Here is a 16,982-nt window from a genome sequence, read left to right as displayed (position 1 = left end):
CTCTTATTCCTCTCCTTCCAGGAAAGGCTGCGCTGTCTGGCGGGAAATTTTCCCTTGGGAAAGCAAGCTTTGAATTGTCGTAAGCATCATGTGCATACCTGCCGAACGGTTCGTCAAAATGACATTCGGAATCTGATGGACTTTTTCGGTGCGAATCAAATTGGCAATGGCAGTATTATTGATCATGATTTCTGTTGCTGCTACTCGCCCTTTATTGTCTGCAGTCGGCAGCAAACGCTGGGCAACTACCGCTTTTAAAACTCCACCCAGCTGAGTACGCACTTGAGACTGCTGTTCCGGCGGGAAAACATCGATAATCCGTTCGATGGTCGAAGCTGCGCTTGACGTATGGAGCGTCGCCATAACCAAATGGCCTGTTTCTGCAGCTGTAATAGCGGTTGAAATAGTCTCCAGGTCTCGCATTTCTCCGACTAAAATTACGTCTGGATCTTGACGCAGCGCTGCCCGCAAACCGTTTGCGAAGCTATCCGTGTCAAAACCGACTTCTCGCTGATCAATGATTGACGTCCCGTGCTGATGCAAATATTCAATCGGGTCTTCAAGCGTAATAATGTGCTTGTTCATTTTTTCGTTTATATGGCGAATCATCGCAGCGAGCGTAGTCGATTTACCGGATCCGGTCGGTCCAGTCACCAAAATCAATCCTTGATTGATTTCCGCTAAATTCTTTAAAGTCGGCGGCATGTTCAAATCCTCAATTGTTGGAATGCCAGTAGGAATCATTCGGAACGCATGTGAAATTGAGCCTCGCTGCTGAAATGAGTTGACTCGGAATCTGGCAACACCAGGCAAAGAGTAGGAGTAGTCCATTTCGCCTTTTTCTAGAAAAATGTCCCATAATTTTTCTGGAATTAATGCCTTGCCTATTTCTCTTGAAAGTTCCGGCGTGATGCTTTCGTCCCCGAACCGCTGAAGCGTTCCATGCATCCGGAATACCGGTGGAATCCCTACTGTGATATGAATATCGGATACATTTTTTTCCTGGGCTGCTGTTAATACTTTGTTGATATAATCATTTGGCATAATTAGTCAATCATGGCAACGCGCATTACTTCCTCTGTCGTTGTCATGCCCTCCTTTACTTTCATTAGGCCATCATCGATAAGAAAAATTGTTTTGTTCTTATTGGCAATTTCACGAATTTCTGCTGCGGTACCGCCTCTGTTGATGACATCCTTGATCGCCTCGTCCACGACAAGTACTTCGTGAATTGCCATACGTCCCCGGTAGCCGGTCATATTGCACTGGGAACATCCACGGCCCCTTGCGATAATATCGATATCCAATCCGCGCTTTTCAAAAATTTCTTTTTCACGTACAGTTGCCGGCTGGATTTCTCGGCAGTCGCGGCAAACGCGGCGAATCAAACGCTGGGCTACAACCGCATTTAGTGAAGCAGTAACAAGAAATGGCTCTACTCCCATATCCATTAAACGGGAAATGGACGCGATGGAATCGTTCGTATGGATTGTGCTCAAAACTAAGTGACCTGTCAAAGAAGCGCGGATCGAAATGTCCGCTGTTTCTTTATCCCGGATTTCCCCAACCATGACGATATCGGGATCTTGACGAAGGATCGATCGAAGACCTGCGGCAAATGTCAAACCGACGTTCGTATTTACTTGAATTTGGTTAATCCCTTCTAATTGGTACTCGACTGGATCTTCAACAGTAATGATGTTTACTTCTTCTGCGTTCAATTTATTCAACGCCGCATATAATGTAGAAGATTTACCTGAACCTGTCGGACCGGATATTAGGATGATGCCGTTCGGTTTTTCGATTGCTTGCATAAAACGTTCCATATTTGTCTGGTTAAAACCAAGCTTCGATATATCTGTTAAGTTGTTGCTTAAATCCAAAATCCGCATAACCACTTTTTCGCCGTAAACTGTGGGCAGAGATGAAACACGTAAATCGATCGGACGGAAGTCGACAGTCGACTTGATCCGTCCATCTTGCGGAATGCGGCTTTCTGTAATATCCAGATTGGCTAAGATTTTGATGCGGGCAGTAATCATTCCCTGCATCTGTTTCGGCAATGTCCGAACCGTACGAAGCGCCCCGTCAATGCGGTAGCGGACCAAAATCCGGCTTTCCTGCGGATCAAAATGGATATCACTTGCTTTTTGTGCCACTGCGCTGGAAAGAATTTGGTTTACTAACCGGACAATCGGCGCATCCAGATCGCTTAGTTCTTCTTGTTGCTGCTGGGTAACTTGCGGCATTTCTCCAAGCATTTCATCGTACGACTCTTCATCGTAGTATTTCGCAATTGTCTTCAAGATATCATCTTTCGAAGCGATGGCTGGTTCTATTTGGAAACCAGTCGTCAAGCGAAGATCGTCGATCGTAATGAAATCCATTGGGTCCGTCATCGCGACAAATAATTTATCGCCTTCGGTTTTTAAAGGCACCAATAGATTGCGCTTTGCGAATTCCTTTGGCACTACATTGAAAAGATTTGGATCAAATGGATAGCGGAACAAGGTGACATGCGGAATGCCGAGCTGAACTTCGAGCGTTTCGATCAATTGCTGTTCGGTCACGAGACCGCGCTGCAAAAGAGCATCCCCTAATTTTTGGTCGCCTTGCTTCGCTTTTAATGTTTCTTTTAAGTCTTCATCTGTGAGCAAACCTTGCTCGATTAAAATATCGCCTAACCTTCTACGTACTGCCGCCAAGTTTAGTCCCCCTCAAAAACTGTTAAGGATTAATGATGTTTCCGCCTTTATCATAAGTTGGATCAGATCCTTTATTTCCCGATCCAGTTGAATTATCTTTTCCTGAACCGCCAGCGTTATTGTTATTACCGGCATTCCCTGTTCCACTATTATTGTTTTCAGGACCATTCGTAGTTCCACTACCAGGTTGACTGCCTTCTGTCGAAGACCCAGTTCCGTTAGATCCTGAATTTCCTGAAGATGAACCCGTTCCATCAGTTCCTGTAGAAGGATCTACTGTATCGCCTGTAGTCGATTCAGCCCCTCCTGGATTAGTTACTTCGCCAGTAGCTGGATCTATAATTTCTCCGCCTTCCGGAACCACTTCTGTTGAAGTTAACGGATAAACTTCAATCCGATGAGCCGGTGGATAGAAATCAGTTGAGATCGGTTCAATTTCAAGCTCTTCGCCTTGAGCTAGGATCAAACGGCCAACATTTAAGCGGACACCATCCGCTCCTGTTTCTTTTACTGTAGAACCATTCGATACGAACGCACTGTATTGTTTAATCAATCGAGGTTTTACTTCTTCCTGCTCACCAATTTGAACTGAATACGTGTAGACAAATGGCAATCCTGTCATTGAAGCTTCTATTGCTGTTCCGTTTGTTCCAATATTCAAGATAAAACTGCTGTCATTCGGATTGGTAAATACGAAATCGACATTTAAAGCACGATTAATTGCTGCTTCCTGGCCCAAAGGTATAGAAGAAGGAATCTTTGTACCGATACTCCGTTCATCGATAATAAAATTGGACTGCAGGATTACGCCATAGATAGCGGATGCAATTTCTGTAAGTTCCTGGTCTGAAACTTGCTGGAGGTCTTGTTCATCTAAAAAACCAATAAATGAGAACTGGGCATTCGGCGCAATTTGGAAACCGTTCAATGCAGCCAATGCTGCCTGTGCACCTTTACTTTGTAAATTATGATTGAACGACACGGAAGAAACGACTTCGCGTTCAACACTTAAATTGTCATCACTAATCGTTACACGCGTTTCTGCTTGTCCGTTATGAAGGCTTTCTTCTAATTTAGCCGTAACGCTTTGAATTTGTTCAGTGGAAAATACCGCTGCTGGAAACTGTTCCGCCAAAAAGGTCTGAGTTGTTGCATCCGATAATTGGAAGACGAAATTATTCTGCGAACCGTTTTGAGCTTGCTGAACTGTTTCATCCAAAAGGATCTGTGCATTGTCTAATGGATAATTAGCTGTTGCGTCTTGGTACGTGACAATGAGCTGCGCAGACTGTTTCCATGATTCCACTCGGCCTGCAAATAGTTGTTTGGCTTCAGTAACTTCCATATTTGAAACATCCGTTGCACCGATATACGTATTATCGCCAAATTTTTCGACGGGGAAAAACCATTTGTCTACGGCCAAAGCCCCTGCATTTGCAACGCCGAAGAATAAAAAGGCTGAAAGGATGATCGCTAAAAATGTCGTTCCAAAAACTTTATTGTCCATCTTACGACTCCCTCCGCTTCGGATTCATGCTGTCCATCCCAGACGCTTTGGCAAGATCTTGATTATCATCCTTAACCAAATTCACTTTACTTTGACGAGATAGAAATTTCTGGCGAGCTGCCCGGCGTTCTTCAGATTGTTTGACCTTCTCCATTTGCGCTTTTTCTAACTGCTTCATATAAATTAATGACGCCATCAAAGAAATTGCCACTATCGCAAGCAGCGACATATAAAACGGCATGTAATTTTGCATGATCAATCCGATTGTTGCCGCTGCCACTGCTCCCCCTATAATTGTCATTTTCTTTTTCATAGGAATTGTTTTAAAAAGTGTATAAGCAAGTGCAAAAACTATTGCAGCAAAGATAACTAAAATTAAAATACGAACCATAACGAACCTCCTGTATAAGTTGAAAAAAATTGAAATTATTTTAAAACCACTATATCAACGATTATATTAATAAAACTCGCTATTCACCCGATAAAATGTAAAATGAAGTAAAGGGATTAGGTTGAGTTTACCACTTATCACTTGTTATCATACAAGATAATTGTTATAGATGAAAGTAGTTCTTGCCTCCTAGACGAAAATATTTTTATTGCAAAATAAAGTAAGGTGTTATAGATTACCGGATGAAAAAATGTTATATATATCTGTAGAAGCAAAAAAAAATAACGGAATTGGGTATTTAGTTCCATTTTTTGATGGCTTAATGATTAATGAGGTGTTTTATGAAGAATGAAAAGGGTTTAACATTAGTAGAAGTTTTAGCAGCAGTAGTATTAATTTCAATCGTCTTAATGGGATTTATGGCTCTATTCGGGACTACGAATAAATTTGCCGTGACAAACAGTGAAAAACTAGTTGTTATTAACCTAGCCGATGCTAATTTAGAGCGGATGAAAGCTGATCCTGTTCTTTATTTTAAAAATACAGGTTATGCGTTTCCACCAACTACATTAAAAAGCGGCATCGATATAACTCGTACAGATACCATAAACGGTAAGAATTATCTTATAAATATTGATTTTACTCAAAATACATCGGAATCAAATTTGTCATTATATAACGTAACTGTAACCGCCAAATCTCCAACTTCAAATTTATCCAGTACTGTGGAAGGATATCTGCCTTATGTTAAACCGTAAAATTAATAATGAATATGGAATCACATTAGTCGAAGTTCTAGCCACTTTAGTGATTATGAGTATTATTGGAGCATTAGCTTATTCAATCCTTTTCCAAGGTTATAATAATTACAATCGGGTCAAAGTTGAAACCGAACTTCGAGACGAAGCTGATTTAATCATGGCGAATTACATTTCAGATTTCTATGTGATGAAAAAAACGGAAGCGAAGTTGGTCAATTCTTGCACTAATGGATTCATAAATTCAGAAGTCAGTGTAACGAAAAGCAATGGAACTTCTTATAAAACAGGTGTTATAAATAAAGATGTTATTGTACGTGGTCAACCAGTAAGGTTAAATAATACAAACGTGAAATTTGTTCCTATACCTTGCACTACTTCAAGTAACCTTTCAAATATAGCTAATATTAATTCCAGAGATGGTGTTGAATTTACGATTAAGTTCACTCTAGAAACTACTGTAAAAGGAAGAGTCCACCAAATGGATTTTAAAAACACTATCTCAATTATTGAGGATAAATTATAATGGCCACAAAAAATGGATTTCATTTAATTAGTAGGGGGAGTCATTGATGAAATACCTAAAACAACAGAATGGTTATGCTTTACTGGTTACATTGTTGATTTTGGTTGTATTTAGCGTTTTAGGTACTACCCTCATGATGTTCACTTTGAATGGCGGAAGCAAAAACGAAGTGCGAGAAGATATTACGCAATCCGCGGATCTGTCTCAAAAAGGCATTGATCTAATCACTACTCAAATAAATTCTGAATTGACTACGTACTTAGGTATCAATGGAAGACCTCGCACAGAATTTGTTTATCAATTAGAAAATTATTTAAATAATTATTTATGTAGTAAAAATTCTCCAACTACTTTAAGTATTACTGGAGAATACAAAGTCTGCATTGAATCTTACGTTAATAGTTTTGATGAAAATAATGAAGTCAACGAGTTAAAGAAACTCGTTACCTTTAAAAGTGTAGGTACATCTGGCAATTCCAATCGAACTTTAACTAGTAAAATAGAAATTGGGGCAGAAACTGCACCTGAAGCTTTAAGATATGCAGTTGGCACAAACATAGATTCTGCAGATGGCTTACAAGATGGGGAAGGTAATCTTTTGATGCATGGTGGAGTTGAGATTAAAGGAGATATTAAAGTCGACGGAAATATTGTTACCTCTTCAAGTGGATATGCCTATCTAGGCGGACAACGTTGGATTCCTAGCTTGTTTCCATCAGCCCTTCCACTCGATGGTGTTGAATCTTCTAGGCTTTTCCTTGGAAAGAAAGCATATACTATAAATAATGTTGTTGATTATGATAGTCATTTAATTAGAAATAGTTTTCCTTCCACTTCATATACAGAGAAAACAAATATTGATGAATTATTCAGGACTGATGCTTCCCCTTTACTTGTTTCAAGAGAACCTGTAAGGAGCCCGATTGGGATAACAGCTCAAAAACCTAACTTTCAATATATATCCACAGCCGCTGGGGTAAGAGAGATAAACTCTGGGTCTGATCTAACATTTAGTAGCGAAGATAGAATAAATGATAAAGTCTTTCTGATGCATGACTATACTCAAAGAGTTTGTGTAGATGAAGGATGGCTTAGTTGTCGAAAATACGAAAACAAACGGTTCGCTGGCGACAATCAAACATATATATTTGAAGGGACTAATTCTTTTAAACAAGCTTCCACAAATGGAAGCGTGGAATTTAAAAATACAGTTTCAAGCTTTAAAAATGGCCTGTATATTGAAGGGAATTTAAATATAGGAAATAACAGTACATCTGAGAATGTAGACAACTATTCAGATGTTATATTAGATGGTCCGATATATGTAAATGGAAATGTAAATATTAAGGGAGCTGACCTATTAAGTAACGTTTTATTATATGTAAATGGAAATGTCACTATTGAATACTCCAGAATAAATGGTAAAAATTTGCCAAATAATAAAAAAGGTTCTTTAATTATACTTTCTAAAGGAAATATTAAAATTTCCAATAACTCAGTTAATCAAGACACCCCAAGTTATATCAAAGGTTTTTTCTACAGTGAGAGTGATTTTGAAATGTTTGGGGTTGGATCAAATATTAAAATTGATGGCGGTATTTCAGCTAGAAAAATAGTATTAAATGCAATACGTGGTAGAGCTTCAAATTCAAAATTCACCGACGCTCATATAATAAGCTATAGAAATGGGTGGAGTACAAATTATGATTATTTTGAAGGAACTACAGAACAAGCTAAAAGAGGTTCTCGACTTCAGGTTATCTACGACGACGAAATCATCTCCACCTATTCCGATTTAAAACAACAAGAGCCAGTCATCTATAAAGTTGACCCCCCTCTCGAAAAAGATCGAAGCTATTAAAAAAGAGTGGAAATCCTACAATCTAGGATTTCCACTCTTTTTCTATTTCACATAAGCCGCAACCTTATTCCGTCCCGCTTGCTTCGCGCCGATATACAGCGCTCTGTCCGCATTGCGGATCAAGGCATTCGGTTCGTCGCTGTCGTCTGGTGCGGTTGAGACACCGATGCTTAAGGTGATATGGACGTCTTGGATGCCGCGATCGACACCTAGATCGGTTTTGATTTTGAATGCGTGCTTTTCGATTTTCTTGCGCAAAGATTCTGCAAATAACATCGATAGGTCTTTGCCGTAGTTCGGGAAGAGAACGACAAATTCTTCGCCGCCGTAGCGGGCAACAGTCCCTTCCTCCCCTACTTCCGCTTCGAGCAGCCTTGCGAGTTCGATCAGGATATCGTTACCGCTTTGGTGACCATACGTATCATTGATGCTCTTGAAGTGGTCGATGTCCATCATGACGAGCGACAGGTTTTCGAGCTCGCCGGATTTGACTTTGTTCATGCATTTTTCAAGTGCTTCATCTAAATAACGGTAATTGTATAATTTCGTTAATCCACAGCGTTCGCTCTTCGCAATCGCTTTTTGGACATATCCCGCTTTTTCGAGCGATACGGCAAAATACGTACTCAAGATATCGAGTATCTGCAGCTGGTGGCTGACGTATGCGTATTTTTTCTTGGATGCGAGAACGAGCACCCCTTCGATTTTATTGTTCCGGGCAATCGGTGTGCACATGATGCTTTCGGCATCGACTGGAATATAGCCGGTGACGATTTCTTTCCATTGTGACTTTTTCTGATAGACGACCGGTGTATTTGTTACGATGACGTTTCCGGCAATCCCCTTGTTATATCGGACAGCTGGTATATTAAGTTCAATGAATTCACTATTTTCAAACATCCGCAACATCAGTAATTCGCCGCCGCGGTAGTCAATGACATAGGCATAATCAGTTTTGAACATATCGGCTACGTGGAGAACGAATTGATCAAGCACTTCCTCAGATGAAAGCCGGGCTGCCAATTGATGGCCGATCTCCCCCGCTTTTTTCAAATCGATATTGACTTGTTCGGAGCTATTGTACATTTTCATAACAGCTGTCATGATGAAAAACGGAATTCCGAGAAGGAGCAGTGCAGCACTTCCGATATAGGCCTCTGTTATATAGAGCGCGATGGCATAAGGGAATACGCATAGCGTCAACGCAAAATCCCAGATGGCATCGATGGAAAAGAATTTATTCGGCGTGCCCGTGATTTTATCATAAATGTAGAAAATGGTTTGATTCGCTACAACTGATACAACTTGAAAAATTAAGCCAAATAAGATGATGTGCATCAAATTAAGCGAACCGATCTCTCCCCCCGCTCCTATGAAAGCCAAACCAGCAAAAGTCGAGATGAGGAAAAACATTGTTGAGTTAAATGGAATGCGAATCGACTGTGATTCATCTGTGCGGCTTCTGAATAATACGACCAACATTGTCAATTGAGAAATTATCATCTCGACAACGATGCCGTATTTCAGGAATACGGCAACGGTCATCCATTGAACAAGAAATGTCGAAGCGCCGTTGATGTTCATCGGCATTAAGCATGTTAAGACGAAAAATAGAATGAACGGCAGAAGATTCCAAGGATCGATTTCAGGCGGAGGAAAATACTGGTATATGAAGTAGAATCCCGGCGGCACAATGAGCAGCCAAACTAACCAAAGAACTACTTTTCTATTTTTTATGTCCGACATAGCATCATCTTCTCCCCGGATATTTTCGCACAAATTGACAATAAACCTTTAGCTGGCGGCGCTTTTATAATTAGCAAAAATCTTGAAATCTTCGTTTTTAAGAATTGACAATAAATTCATCGAACCTGTGACTATTGTCATGACGTCTTTACCTTGTACAGGTAATATATCACATTGATTTTGAATTGTCTTTATTTTACTTCTACTTTCTTTAAATAAAATATTTCCAGCTAACGCACGCTCGCTTTCAAATTCAATAAACGTGAACCGATCACTGATACGCTCGAGTTTCCGCAAGATTTCCGGGTAATTTTTGTCTTTTAAAATGCCCACGACTAAATGGATTTCTTTAGTTGGATATTGTTCTTTTACTGTCGAGATCAATGCTTCGATGCTTTCAACATTATGCGCCGCATCTAAAATTAGCCCCGGGTAGAGTTGTTCAAAGCGAAACGGAATAGTGGCTTTAGAAAGGCCGGCATTCGCTTTCTCTTGATCGAACGTCAGCAGCAATAATTCTTTCGCTGCCTCTACCGCAAGTTGGGCGTTTCGGATTTGATGCTGCCCTTTCAGTTTTAATTCCACCGTAATCGGCTCTTTTGCCTTGATGACTTCGGAATGGAGCTTGTCAGATGTTTCATTTACTACTGCCATTGCGGCTTCTGGGAGAGCGCCTACAACGACTGGCTTCCACTTTTTGATAATCCCAGCTTTATGCCAAGCAATTTCTTCCAGTGTATCACCGAGAAAAGCCGTATGTTCCATCGAAATGGACGGAATGATCGAAAGGAATGGATCGATGACATTCGTGCTGTCGAAGCGCCCGCCCATCCCTGCTTCAATGATCACAGCATCAAGCGGATGTTCACTAAATACCAGGAATGCCGCCGCAGTCAGCAATTCAAAATCCGTAAGCTGCGTCCGGAGCGACGCTAGCCGGTTCATCGTGCGGTCCATTTCTTCTGCTGGAATCGGCTCGCCGTTGATCTGGATTTGGTCATGGAGATCTTCAATTTCCGGGGAGAAGAAATTGCCGACCGATAAACCGTGCTCACGTAAGATGCTTGCCAGGAAAGTGGCGGTCGAGCCTTTGCCGTTGGTACCGGCAATATGTATGAAAGTCCCTTTTTGATGAGGGTTGTCTAATTCTTTTAAAGCAGCCGTGATGGCATGCAGCCCGGGTTTGATAGCAGCTTCCGTCTGGATGTTCCATTTCTTCTTGTAGGTGTCGAGTCCATTTATCATTTTTACCCTTCTTTCTCCGTTAAACGTGATACACTTTTTTTAAGATTAATTATACCATGAAGGAGAACTGGAAATGACAACATGTTGGGTGATTTATAACGGAAGTCTCGTCTCTGATAAATTCGCTGACCAAGCCCGCTTAACAGCTGATGCGGCTGAACGGGCTGGCGTTTCGGCAAGGATGATGAAAAACTACGAGGCGATGATGGATCTGTCTGCCGAACCGGATCTCCCCGATTTTGCGGTGCTCCTCGATAAAGACATTTTGCTTGGCTATTTTCTGAAAAGCCAAGGGGTTCCCGTCTACAATGACCCGTCCATCATTGACCTTTGCGACAATAAAGCAAAACAATATATTCAATTGGCGGCACATGGTCTGCCTATGCCCCGGACCATCGTTGCACCGAAAGTCTATCCGAATTTCTCGATACTAGAGTCCGGCTATTTTGAACGGGTAATCGATACATTGAAACTGCCGATGATCATTAAAGAAGGACATGGCTCATTCGGCATGAAAGTTTATTTGATTGAAACGGAAGAGCAATTTTACGAAAAGGTGGAATCGCTTCGCGGCATCGATTTTGTCTTCCAGGAATTTATTGCATCAAGCCGCGGACGCGACATCCGTGTCAATATTGTCGGCGGCGAAATCGTTGCAGCAATGTACCGCCATTCCGAGACGGATTTCCGGGCAAACATCACCAATGGCGGAACCGCTTCCCCTATTGAACTGACGGAAGCCCAGCGGACGCTTGCGCTGAAGGCTGCTGAGGCAGTCGGAACTGTGTTTGCCGGGGTCGATCTGTTGTTTGATGAACAGGAACAGCCGCTCGTCTGTGAAGTGAATGCCGCTGCCCATATCCGCAATATCTTGAATGTCACGGGCATCAATGTCGCGGATGCTATGATCGAATTCATACTGGAGGACTTGAAATGATCCTATTGTACGAGACGGCGGACGCTCATCGCAATAAAGAATTTATCGACGAACTGCAGAAGTTCGGCAGTTTTAAACTGCTGTGCTGGGACGATTGGTCGGATGAGGGATTGGGTGCGCTTGCTGAGAATTTGAAAGGTTCACTCGTTTTGTTCCGTGTCCGCCGCCCTGCTGCCGCACGTTTTTTGGAAGACCAGCGGATCCACTTGGTGAACCGCGCCGAAGTGAATCGCATTGCCAATGACAAATGGCAAAGCTTTCAGTTTATGCAATTAATGGGGGTGCCTATGATTCCGACATACCGGGAAGCGAAAGAACTTCCTTGTGTCGCTAAAACAGCGGACGGACACGGGGGAAACGGCGTTGAATTGGTCCACTCGGCTGCCGAGATCCCGACAAATGCTTCTATTTTTCAGCCCGTTGTCGACCATGTGGCGGATGTTCGTGCTTATGTAATTGGCACCGAAGTGGTCGGTGCAGTAAAGCGGAGTTCTGCCGATTCATTCAAAGCGAATTACTCGCTCGGCGGCAAAGCGGAGAAATACATCCTCTCTGCTGCGCAAGAGCAAGACGTCTTGAAAATTGCCCGTGCGCTGAAAAGCGATTATATTGGTGTTGATTTTCTTTTATTGCCTGATGGGCGTCATTTATTCAACGAAATTGAAGATCCGGTCGGAGCACGATCATTTTATAAGACGCACGAAGAAAATATTGCCGAATTGTTGGCAGTGCATTTGAAGAAGATTGAAAAAGAACGGCCTTTTCGCCTGAAGGAAGAGTAAATTGATCCAGCCTGCTTTTGCGGGCTGGATTTTTTATTAATGATTTTAAAGACAAGTTTGATTATCTTTCAGCAATTTCGATAATTTCCATTCACTGACTATTCCTCTATGAAAGCGGGTATCTTACTAATTGAGCAGAAAAAATAACAGGAGGGATTCAATGAAGATTCAAGCAGCAGTGACGCACGGATTGGGTGAGGATTTTAAATTTGAAGAAGTGGAACTTGGCGAACCGAAAGACCATGAGGTACTCGTGAAAATTGTAGCGACCGGCGTTTGCCATACAGATGCCGTAGCCCGGGATTTAGGATTGTCGCCTTTTCCAGCGGTGCTTGGCCATGAAGGCGCCGGTGTTGTTGAAAAAGTCGGGTCGGCGGTTACCTCGATTGAGGCCGGCGATCATGTCGTTTTGTCGTTTGCCTATTGCGGCCATTGCGAGAATTGCCTGACCGGCCATCCGACGGTTTGCCTGAACTTTAACGATTTGAACTTTGGCGGAAAGATGCAGGACGGCACAAACCGGATTCACCATCACGACCATGCTGTTTCAACGTTTTTCGGCCAGTCGTCGTTCGGCACTTTCGCGGTTACAAACGAGCGAAATGTCGTCAAAGTTGATAAAGAAGTGGATTTAACCCTGCTTGGGCCGCTTGGATGCGGTATTCAGACAGGTGCCGGGACGGTATTGAACCGCTTGAAACCGGAATTCGGCTCTTCTATTGCTGTTTTTGGCAGTGGCGCTGTTGGATTGAGTGCAGTAATGGCTGCGAAAATTGCAGGCTGCCTCAATATCATTGCCGTCGATATACACGACAACCGGCTGGAATTAGCAAAGGAACTCGGTGCAACCCATATTCTGAATGGCAAAAATGTAGATGTGGTACAAGAAATCAAGGCAATTACGGGTGGCGGCCTTCATTATGCAGTAGAGACGACAGGCGTTCCCCCGGTCGTTAAACAGGCAATCCATTCGCTTCGCCCACTCGGCTCCTGTGCAATCGTCGGTGTGACGCCAGAAATGACTTTTGATGTCCATAACGACATCATGGCGGAAGGAAAAACAGTGATGGGCGTTATCGAAGGCGACTCGATTCCTCAGGTGTTCATTCCGCAGCTCGTGAATTATTTCAAACGGGGCATGTTCCCGTTCGACAAACTGACGAAAGTATATGAGTTTGAACAGATCAACGAAGCCTTTGAGGATTCGAAAAACGGCTCGACCATCAAACCGATTGTCAAAATCGCTGAATAACAAAACGCTCCTGAACTTTTTCAGGAGCGTTTTAATTTTATGTGGGATTCGGCTGCAGCTAATTCATCGCCATTGATCCCCTCTTCTTTAGTTTCAAAATTGTCGCATGGCTGTATTATTAAACGCATGAAGAGAATATTGTGGAATTGTTGATGCAGCATCTTCAGAAATTGGAGAAAGACGCCCCATTTCGTGTGTGATGGAAGTTCGCTGATAAAGCGGGCTTTTTTATTTCGCTTTTCTGGCAAAGGCAGACACAATTGAAGTTGAAACTCGATTAGTGTCAGAAGGAAACTCCCATAGTGTCAAAAGAACTCCGATGAGTGTCGAAAGAATTCCTTTTAGTGTCGATAAAAACTCGGGTAGTGTCGATAAAGAGTCGAGTAGTGTCAATAGAACATGGAAATCGGGTGTGGATGGCTAACTAAGCACCCCTCACTTCCGTTTTTGATGAAAACTTGCTGCTTGCAGGCTTTTTTTATTTGTTCGGATTGGATCAGTGTCGATAGAAAGTGATTTAGTGTCGATAATGAGCCGAGTAGTGTCAATAGAACACAAAAAAGTCGGCCACCCTCAAATTCGAGAATGGCCGGCTTTCAACTTTTATAGATTCTTTAATTCTTCCATGCGTTTTTCAACGGTTGCGTGTTTTTCGAGGTAGTCGGCTTCTTTTTTGCGTTCTTCGGCCACTACTGCTTCAGGCGCTTTGGAAACGAAGCGTTCGTTCGACAGCTTGCCTTGAACGAGTTTGACTTCCTTCGCCCATTTCTCAAGTTCCTTTTGAAGGCGCGCAAGTTCTGCGTCAACATCGATCAAACCTTCAAGCGGCATGAACAATTCCGCTCCAGATACAACAGCGGACATTGATTTTTCCGGTGCTGCGATGTTTTGGCCGATCGTCAATGTTTCCGGGTTGCAGAAACGTTCGATGTACGCGGCATTTGTCGTCAACACATTATGCGTGTTTTCGTCTTTAGCAGAAATCGTCAATGGCACTTTCTTGCTCATCGGCGACTGTACTTCTGCACGGATTGTACGAACAGCTGTGATGATGTCCATCAATAATTTCATGTTCGTCGACTCACTTTGTTCAGACAAGGATTCGTCAACTACCGGCCATGCTGCAACGGTAATCGATTCGCCTTGGTGCGGCAAGTTCTGCCAGATTTCTTCTGTGATGAACGGCATGAATGGGTGCAATAGGCGCATTGTGTTGTCGAGTACGTACGCAAGAACCGAACGCGTCATTTTCTTCGCTTCTTCGTCTTCCCCGTACAATGGCAATTTCGCCATCTCGATATACCAGTCACAGAAATCATCCCAGATGAAGTTGTAAAGCGAACGGCCCACTTCACCGAATTCATAGCGTTCCGCAAGATGCGTCACTTGTTCGATGGTTTCATTCAAACGAGTCAAAATCCATGAATCGGCTACTGAACGTTTGCCGGAAAGATCGATTTCATCGTACGTCATGCCTTCCATATTCATCAAAGCGAAACGGGAAGCATTCCAGATTTTATTCGCAAAGTTCCAAACCGATTCCACTTTTTCCATCGAGAAGCGGAGATCCTGCCCTGGGCTTGAAGCCGTCGCCAGGAAGTAGCGAAGCGAATCCGCGCCGTATTCAGAAATTACGTCCATCGGATCAACGCCGTTGCCAAGGGATTTCGACATTTTGCGTCCTTCCGCATCGCGAACCAGTCCGTGGATCAATACGTCTTTAAACGGTTTTTCTTCCGTGAATTCAAGCGCTTGGAAAATCATGCGCGAAACCCAGAAGTTGATGATGTCATAGCCCGTTACAAGTGCGTCTGTCGGGTAGTAGCGTTTCAACTCTTCATTATCTGCGTCCGGCCAGCCAAGCGTAGAGAACGGCCATAGAGCTGATGAGAACCAAGTATCCAGAACGTCTTCGTCCTGTGTCCAGTTTTCAGCATCTTCTGGTGCGTCCATGCCTACGTAAATTTCGCCAGTTTCGTTGTGGTACCAAGCTGGAATCTGATGGCCCCACCATAATTGACGGGAAATGCACCAGTCGCGGATGTTCTCCATCCAGTGAAGATAAGTTTTTTCAAAACGGTCCGGCACGAAATTCACACCGTCTTCGCCTTTTTGAAGATCCACCGATTTTTGCGCAAGTGGCTTCATATCCACGAACCATTGCGTCGATAGATACGGCTCAACTACGGCACCGCTGCGCTCGGAATGTCCAACCGAATGCATATGCTCTTCAATTTTGAATAAAACATCCATGTCCTGTAGGTCTTTAACGATCTGCTTGCGGCATTCGAAGCGGTCCATGCCTTCGTATTTGCCGGCGTTTTCGTTCATCGTGCCGTCTTCGTGCATGATCAAGACGCGCTCAAGATTGTGGCGATTGCCGATTTCAAAGTCATTCGGGTCGTGAGCAGGCGTAATTTTCACCGCACCGCTTCCGAATTCCATATCCACGTAATCGTCCGCAACGATTTCCATTTCGCGCCCAACAATCGGAAGTATGATTTTCTTGCCGATCAAGTGCTGGTAGCGCTCGTCTTTCGGGTGAACCGCAACGGCTGTATCGCCAAGCATCGTTTCCGGACGCGTTGTCGCAATTTCGATGTGCCCGCTGCCGTCAGCCAATGGATAGCGCATATGATAGAATGCACCTTGCACATCTTTGTAGATAACTTCGATATCGGAAATAGCGGTTTTCGTCGCTGGATCCCAGTTGATGATGTATTTGCCGCGGTAGATGAGTTTTTTCTCATACAATTTAACGAATACTTCTTTAACAGCATCCGATAAGCCTGCATCCAACGTGAAGCGCTCACGGGAGTAATCAAGTCCAAGGCCGAGCTTCGACCATTGTTCACGGATATGCCCAGCGTATTCCTCTTTCCATTTCCACGATTCTTCAAGGAATTTTTCGCGGCCAAGGTCATAGCGGGATTTGCCTTCTTCACGCAATTTCCCCTCCACTTTCGCCTGCGTCGCAATTCCGGCATGGTCCATTCCTGGAAGCCATAAGGCATCGTATCCTTGCATGCGTTTCATGCGCGTCATGATATCTTGGAGCGTCGTATCCCATGCGTGCCCTAAGTGCAATTTCCCTGTTACGTTCGGCGGCGGAATCACAATCGTATACGGCGTCTTGCCGCTTTCCGGCTTCGCTTCAAAAAACTTGTTGTCAATCCACCACTCGTAGCGGCCTTTTTCAATCGCCTGCGGATCATACTTTGTCGGCATTTGTTCAGTCATTGCAATTCCTCCTTTTTTTACTAAAGTACGAA

General features: G+C 43.3%; 13 protein-coding genes. 6 read left to right on the top strand and 7 right to left on the bottom strand.

From position 1 onward, the window contains the following. Positions 1-3: 3 nt before the first annotated feature. The 4 genes from AC2EXB_RS07610 to AC2EXB_RS07595 are packed head-to-tail and all read right to left on the bottom strand — an operon-like array spanning position 4 to position 4,603. Positions 4-1,044 carry a type IV pilus twitching motility protein PilT gene (locus AC2EXB_RS07610; RefSeq protein WP_483604285.1) on the bottom strand — a complete coding sequence of 347 codons (1,041 nt, stop codon included), beginning with the start codon at positions 1,042-1,044 and terminating at the stop codon, positions 4-6. 2 nt (positions 1,045-1,046) lie between these two features. Next, a complete protein-coding gene (locus AC2EXB_RS07605; protein ID WP_235198981.1) occupies positions 1,047-2,705 on the bottom strand; it encodes a GspE/PulE family protein in 1,659 nt (552 codons plus the stop codon). Positions 2,706-2,727: 22 nt separating this feature from the next. After that, on the bottom strand, positions 2,728-4,212 hold the full coding sequence (locus tag AC2EXB_RS07600; protein ID WP_483604284.1) for a VanW family protein: 1,485 nt from the start codon (positions 4,210-4,212) through the stop codon (positions 2,728-2,730). A 1-nt stretch (position 4,213) separates the two neighbouring features. Then, positions 4,214-4,603 (bottom strand): hypothetical protein, encoded by a 390-nt coding sequence (locus AC2EXB_RS07595; protein WP_483604283.1) that lies wholly within the window; start codon positions 4,601-4,603, stop codon positions 4,214-4,216. A gap of 341 nt (positions 4,604-4,944) precedes the next feature. Here AC2EXB_RS07595 and AC2EXB_RS07590 point away from each other — a divergent pair, with 341 nt between their 5' ends. From AC2EXB_RS07590 to AC2EXB_RS07580, 3 genes are read left to right on the top strand one after another with little or no spacing between them, the layout of a single operon-like run. Next, positions 4,945-5,361, top strand: coding sequence for a prepilin-type N-terminal cleavage/methylation domain-containing protein (locus tag AC2EXB_RS07590; RefSeq protein WP_235198978.1), 417 nt, complete (start codon positions 4,945-4,947; stop codon positions 5,359-5,361). Then, positions 5,348-5,887, top strand: a complete 540-nt coding sequence (locus AC2EXB_RS07585; protein WP_483604282.1) for a PulJ/GspJ family protein — start codon at positions 5,348-5,350, stop codon at positions 5,885-5,887. Before AC2EXB_RS07590 ends, AC2EXB_RS07585 begins: the two co-directional genes overlap by 14 nt. Before the next feature lie 46 nt (positions 5,888-5,933). After that, the gene (locus tag AC2EXB_RS07580; protein ID WP_483604281.1) at positions 5,934-7,748 is read left to right on the top strand and encodes a DUF7305 domain-containing protein; all 1,815 of its coding nucleotides are present in this window, start codon (positions 5,934-5,936) and stop codon (positions 7,746-7,748) included. Positions 7,749-7,790: 42 nt separating this feature from the next. On the opposite strand, the gene AC2EXB_RS07575 is transcribed toward AC2EXB_RS07580, so the two are convergent. Together AC2EXB_RS07575 and AC2EXB_RS07570 are read right to left on the bottom strand one after the other, a co-directional pair. After that, on the bottom strand, positions 7,791-9,494 hold the full coding sequence (locus AC2EXB_RS07575) for a sensor domain-containing diguanylate cyclase (RefSeq protein ID WP_483604280.1): 1,704 nt from the start codon (positions 9,492-9,494) through the stop codon (positions 7,791-7,793). Positions 9,495-9,542: 48 nt separating this feature from the next. Next, entirely contained in the window at positions 9,543-10,739 is a 1,197-nt protein-coding gene (locus tag AC2EXB_RS07570; RefSeq protein WP_483604279.1) for a bifunctional folylpolyglutamate synthase/dihydrofolate synthase, read from the bottom strand. A 73-nt stretch (positions 10,740-10,812) separates the two neighbouring features. On the opposite strand from AC2EXB_RS07570, the gene AC2EXB_RS07565 reads away from it, so the two are divergent. The 3 genes from AC2EXB_RS07565 (at position 10,813) to AC2EXB_RS07555 (ending at position 13,710) form a co-directional block, all read left to right on the top strand. Then, complete coding sequence (locus tag AC2EXB_RS07565; protein WP_483604278.1) at positions 10,813-11,676, top strand: ATP-grasp domain-containing protein; 864 nt, start codon at positions 10,813-10,815, stop codon at positions 11,674-11,676. Continuing rightward, the gene (locus AC2EXB_RS07560) at positions 11,673-12,458 is read left to right on the top strand and encodes an ATP-grasp domain-containing protein (RefSeq protein WP_483604277.1); all 786 of its coding nucleotides are present in this window, start codon (positions 11,673-11,675) and stop codon (positions 12,456-12,458) included. Before AC2EXB_RS07565 ends, AC2EXB_RS07560 begins: the two co-directional genes overlap by 4 nt. Positions 12,459-12,618: 160 nt before the next feature. Next, positions 12,619-13,710, top strand: coding sequence for an NAD(P)-dependent alcohol dehydrogenase (locus AC2EXB_RS07555; protein WP_483604276.1), 1,092 nt, complete (start codon positions 12,619-12,621; stop codon positions 13,708-13,710). A 603-nt stretch (positions 13,711-14,313) separates the two neighbouring features. Here AC2EXB_RS07555 and AC2EXB_RS07550 read toward each other — a convergent pair. Next, positions 14,314-16,950: a valine--tRNA ligase gene (locus AC2EXB_RS07550; RefSeq protein ID WP_483604275.1), complete on the bottom strand. Its 2,637-nt coding sequence runs from the start codon at positions 16,948-16,950 to the stop codon at positions 14,314-14,316. Positions 16,951-16,982: the final 32 nt, after the last annotated feature.

It is taken from the genome of Planococcus alkaliphilus, assembly GCF_057031095.1.
Note: the sequence above shows the minus strand (reverse complement) of the source record. Positions and strands in the feature narration are given on the sequence as shown.

Excerpts from the sequence above, each read along its gene's own strand:
- AC2EXB_RS07610 (WP_483604285.1), bottom strand. The coding sequence starts at position 1,044 with ATGCCAAATGATTATATCAACAAAGTATTAACAGCAGCCCAGGAAAAA.
- AC2EXB_RS07600 (WP_483604284.1), bottom strand. The coding sequence starts at position 4,212 with ATGGACAATAAAGTTTTTGGAACGACATTTTTAGCGATCATCCTTTCA.
- AC2EXB_RS07595 (WP_483604283.1), bottom strand. The coding sequence starts at position 4,603 with ATGGTTCGTATTTTAATTTTAGTTATCTTTGCTGCAATAGTTTTTGCA.
- AC2EXB_RS07590 (WP_235198978.1), top strand. The coding sequence starts at position 4,945 with ATGAAGAATGAAAAGGGTTTAACATTAGTAGAAGTTTTAGCAGCAGTA.
- AC2EXB_RS07585 (WP_483604282.1), top strand. The coding sequence starts at position 5,348 with ATGTTAAACCGTAAAATTAATAATGAATATGGAATCACATTAGTCGAA.
- AC2EXB_RS07580 (WP_483604281.1), top strand. The coding sequence starts at position 5,934 with ATGAAATACCTAAAACAACAGAATGGTTATGCTTTACTGGTTACATTG.
- AC2EXB_RS07575 (WP_483604280.1), bottom strand. The coding sequence starts at position 9,494 with ATGTCGGACATAAAAAATAGAAAAGTAGTTCTTTGGTTAGTTTGGCTG.
- AC2EXB_RS07570 (WP_483604279.1), bottom strand. The coding sequence starts at position 10,739 with ATGATAAATGGACTCGACACCTACAAGAAGAAATGGAACATCCAGACG.
- AC2EXB_RS07565 (WP_483604278.1), top strand. The coding sequence starts at position 10,813 with ATGACAACATGTTGGGTGATTTATAACGGAAGTCTCGTCTCTGATAAA.
- AC2EXB_RS07560 (WP_483604277.1), top strand. The coding sequence starts at position 11,673 with ATGATCCTATTGTACGAGACGGCGGACGCTCATCGCAATAAAGAATTT.
- AC2EXB_RS07555 (WP_483604276.1), top strand. The coding sequence starts at position 12,619 with ATGAAGATTCAAGCAGCAGTGACGCACGGATTGGGTGAGGATTTTAAA.
- AC2EXB_RS07550 (WP_483604275.1), bottom strand. The coding sequence starts at position 16,950 with ATGACTGAACAAATGCCGACAAAGTATGATCCGCAGGCGATTGAAAAA.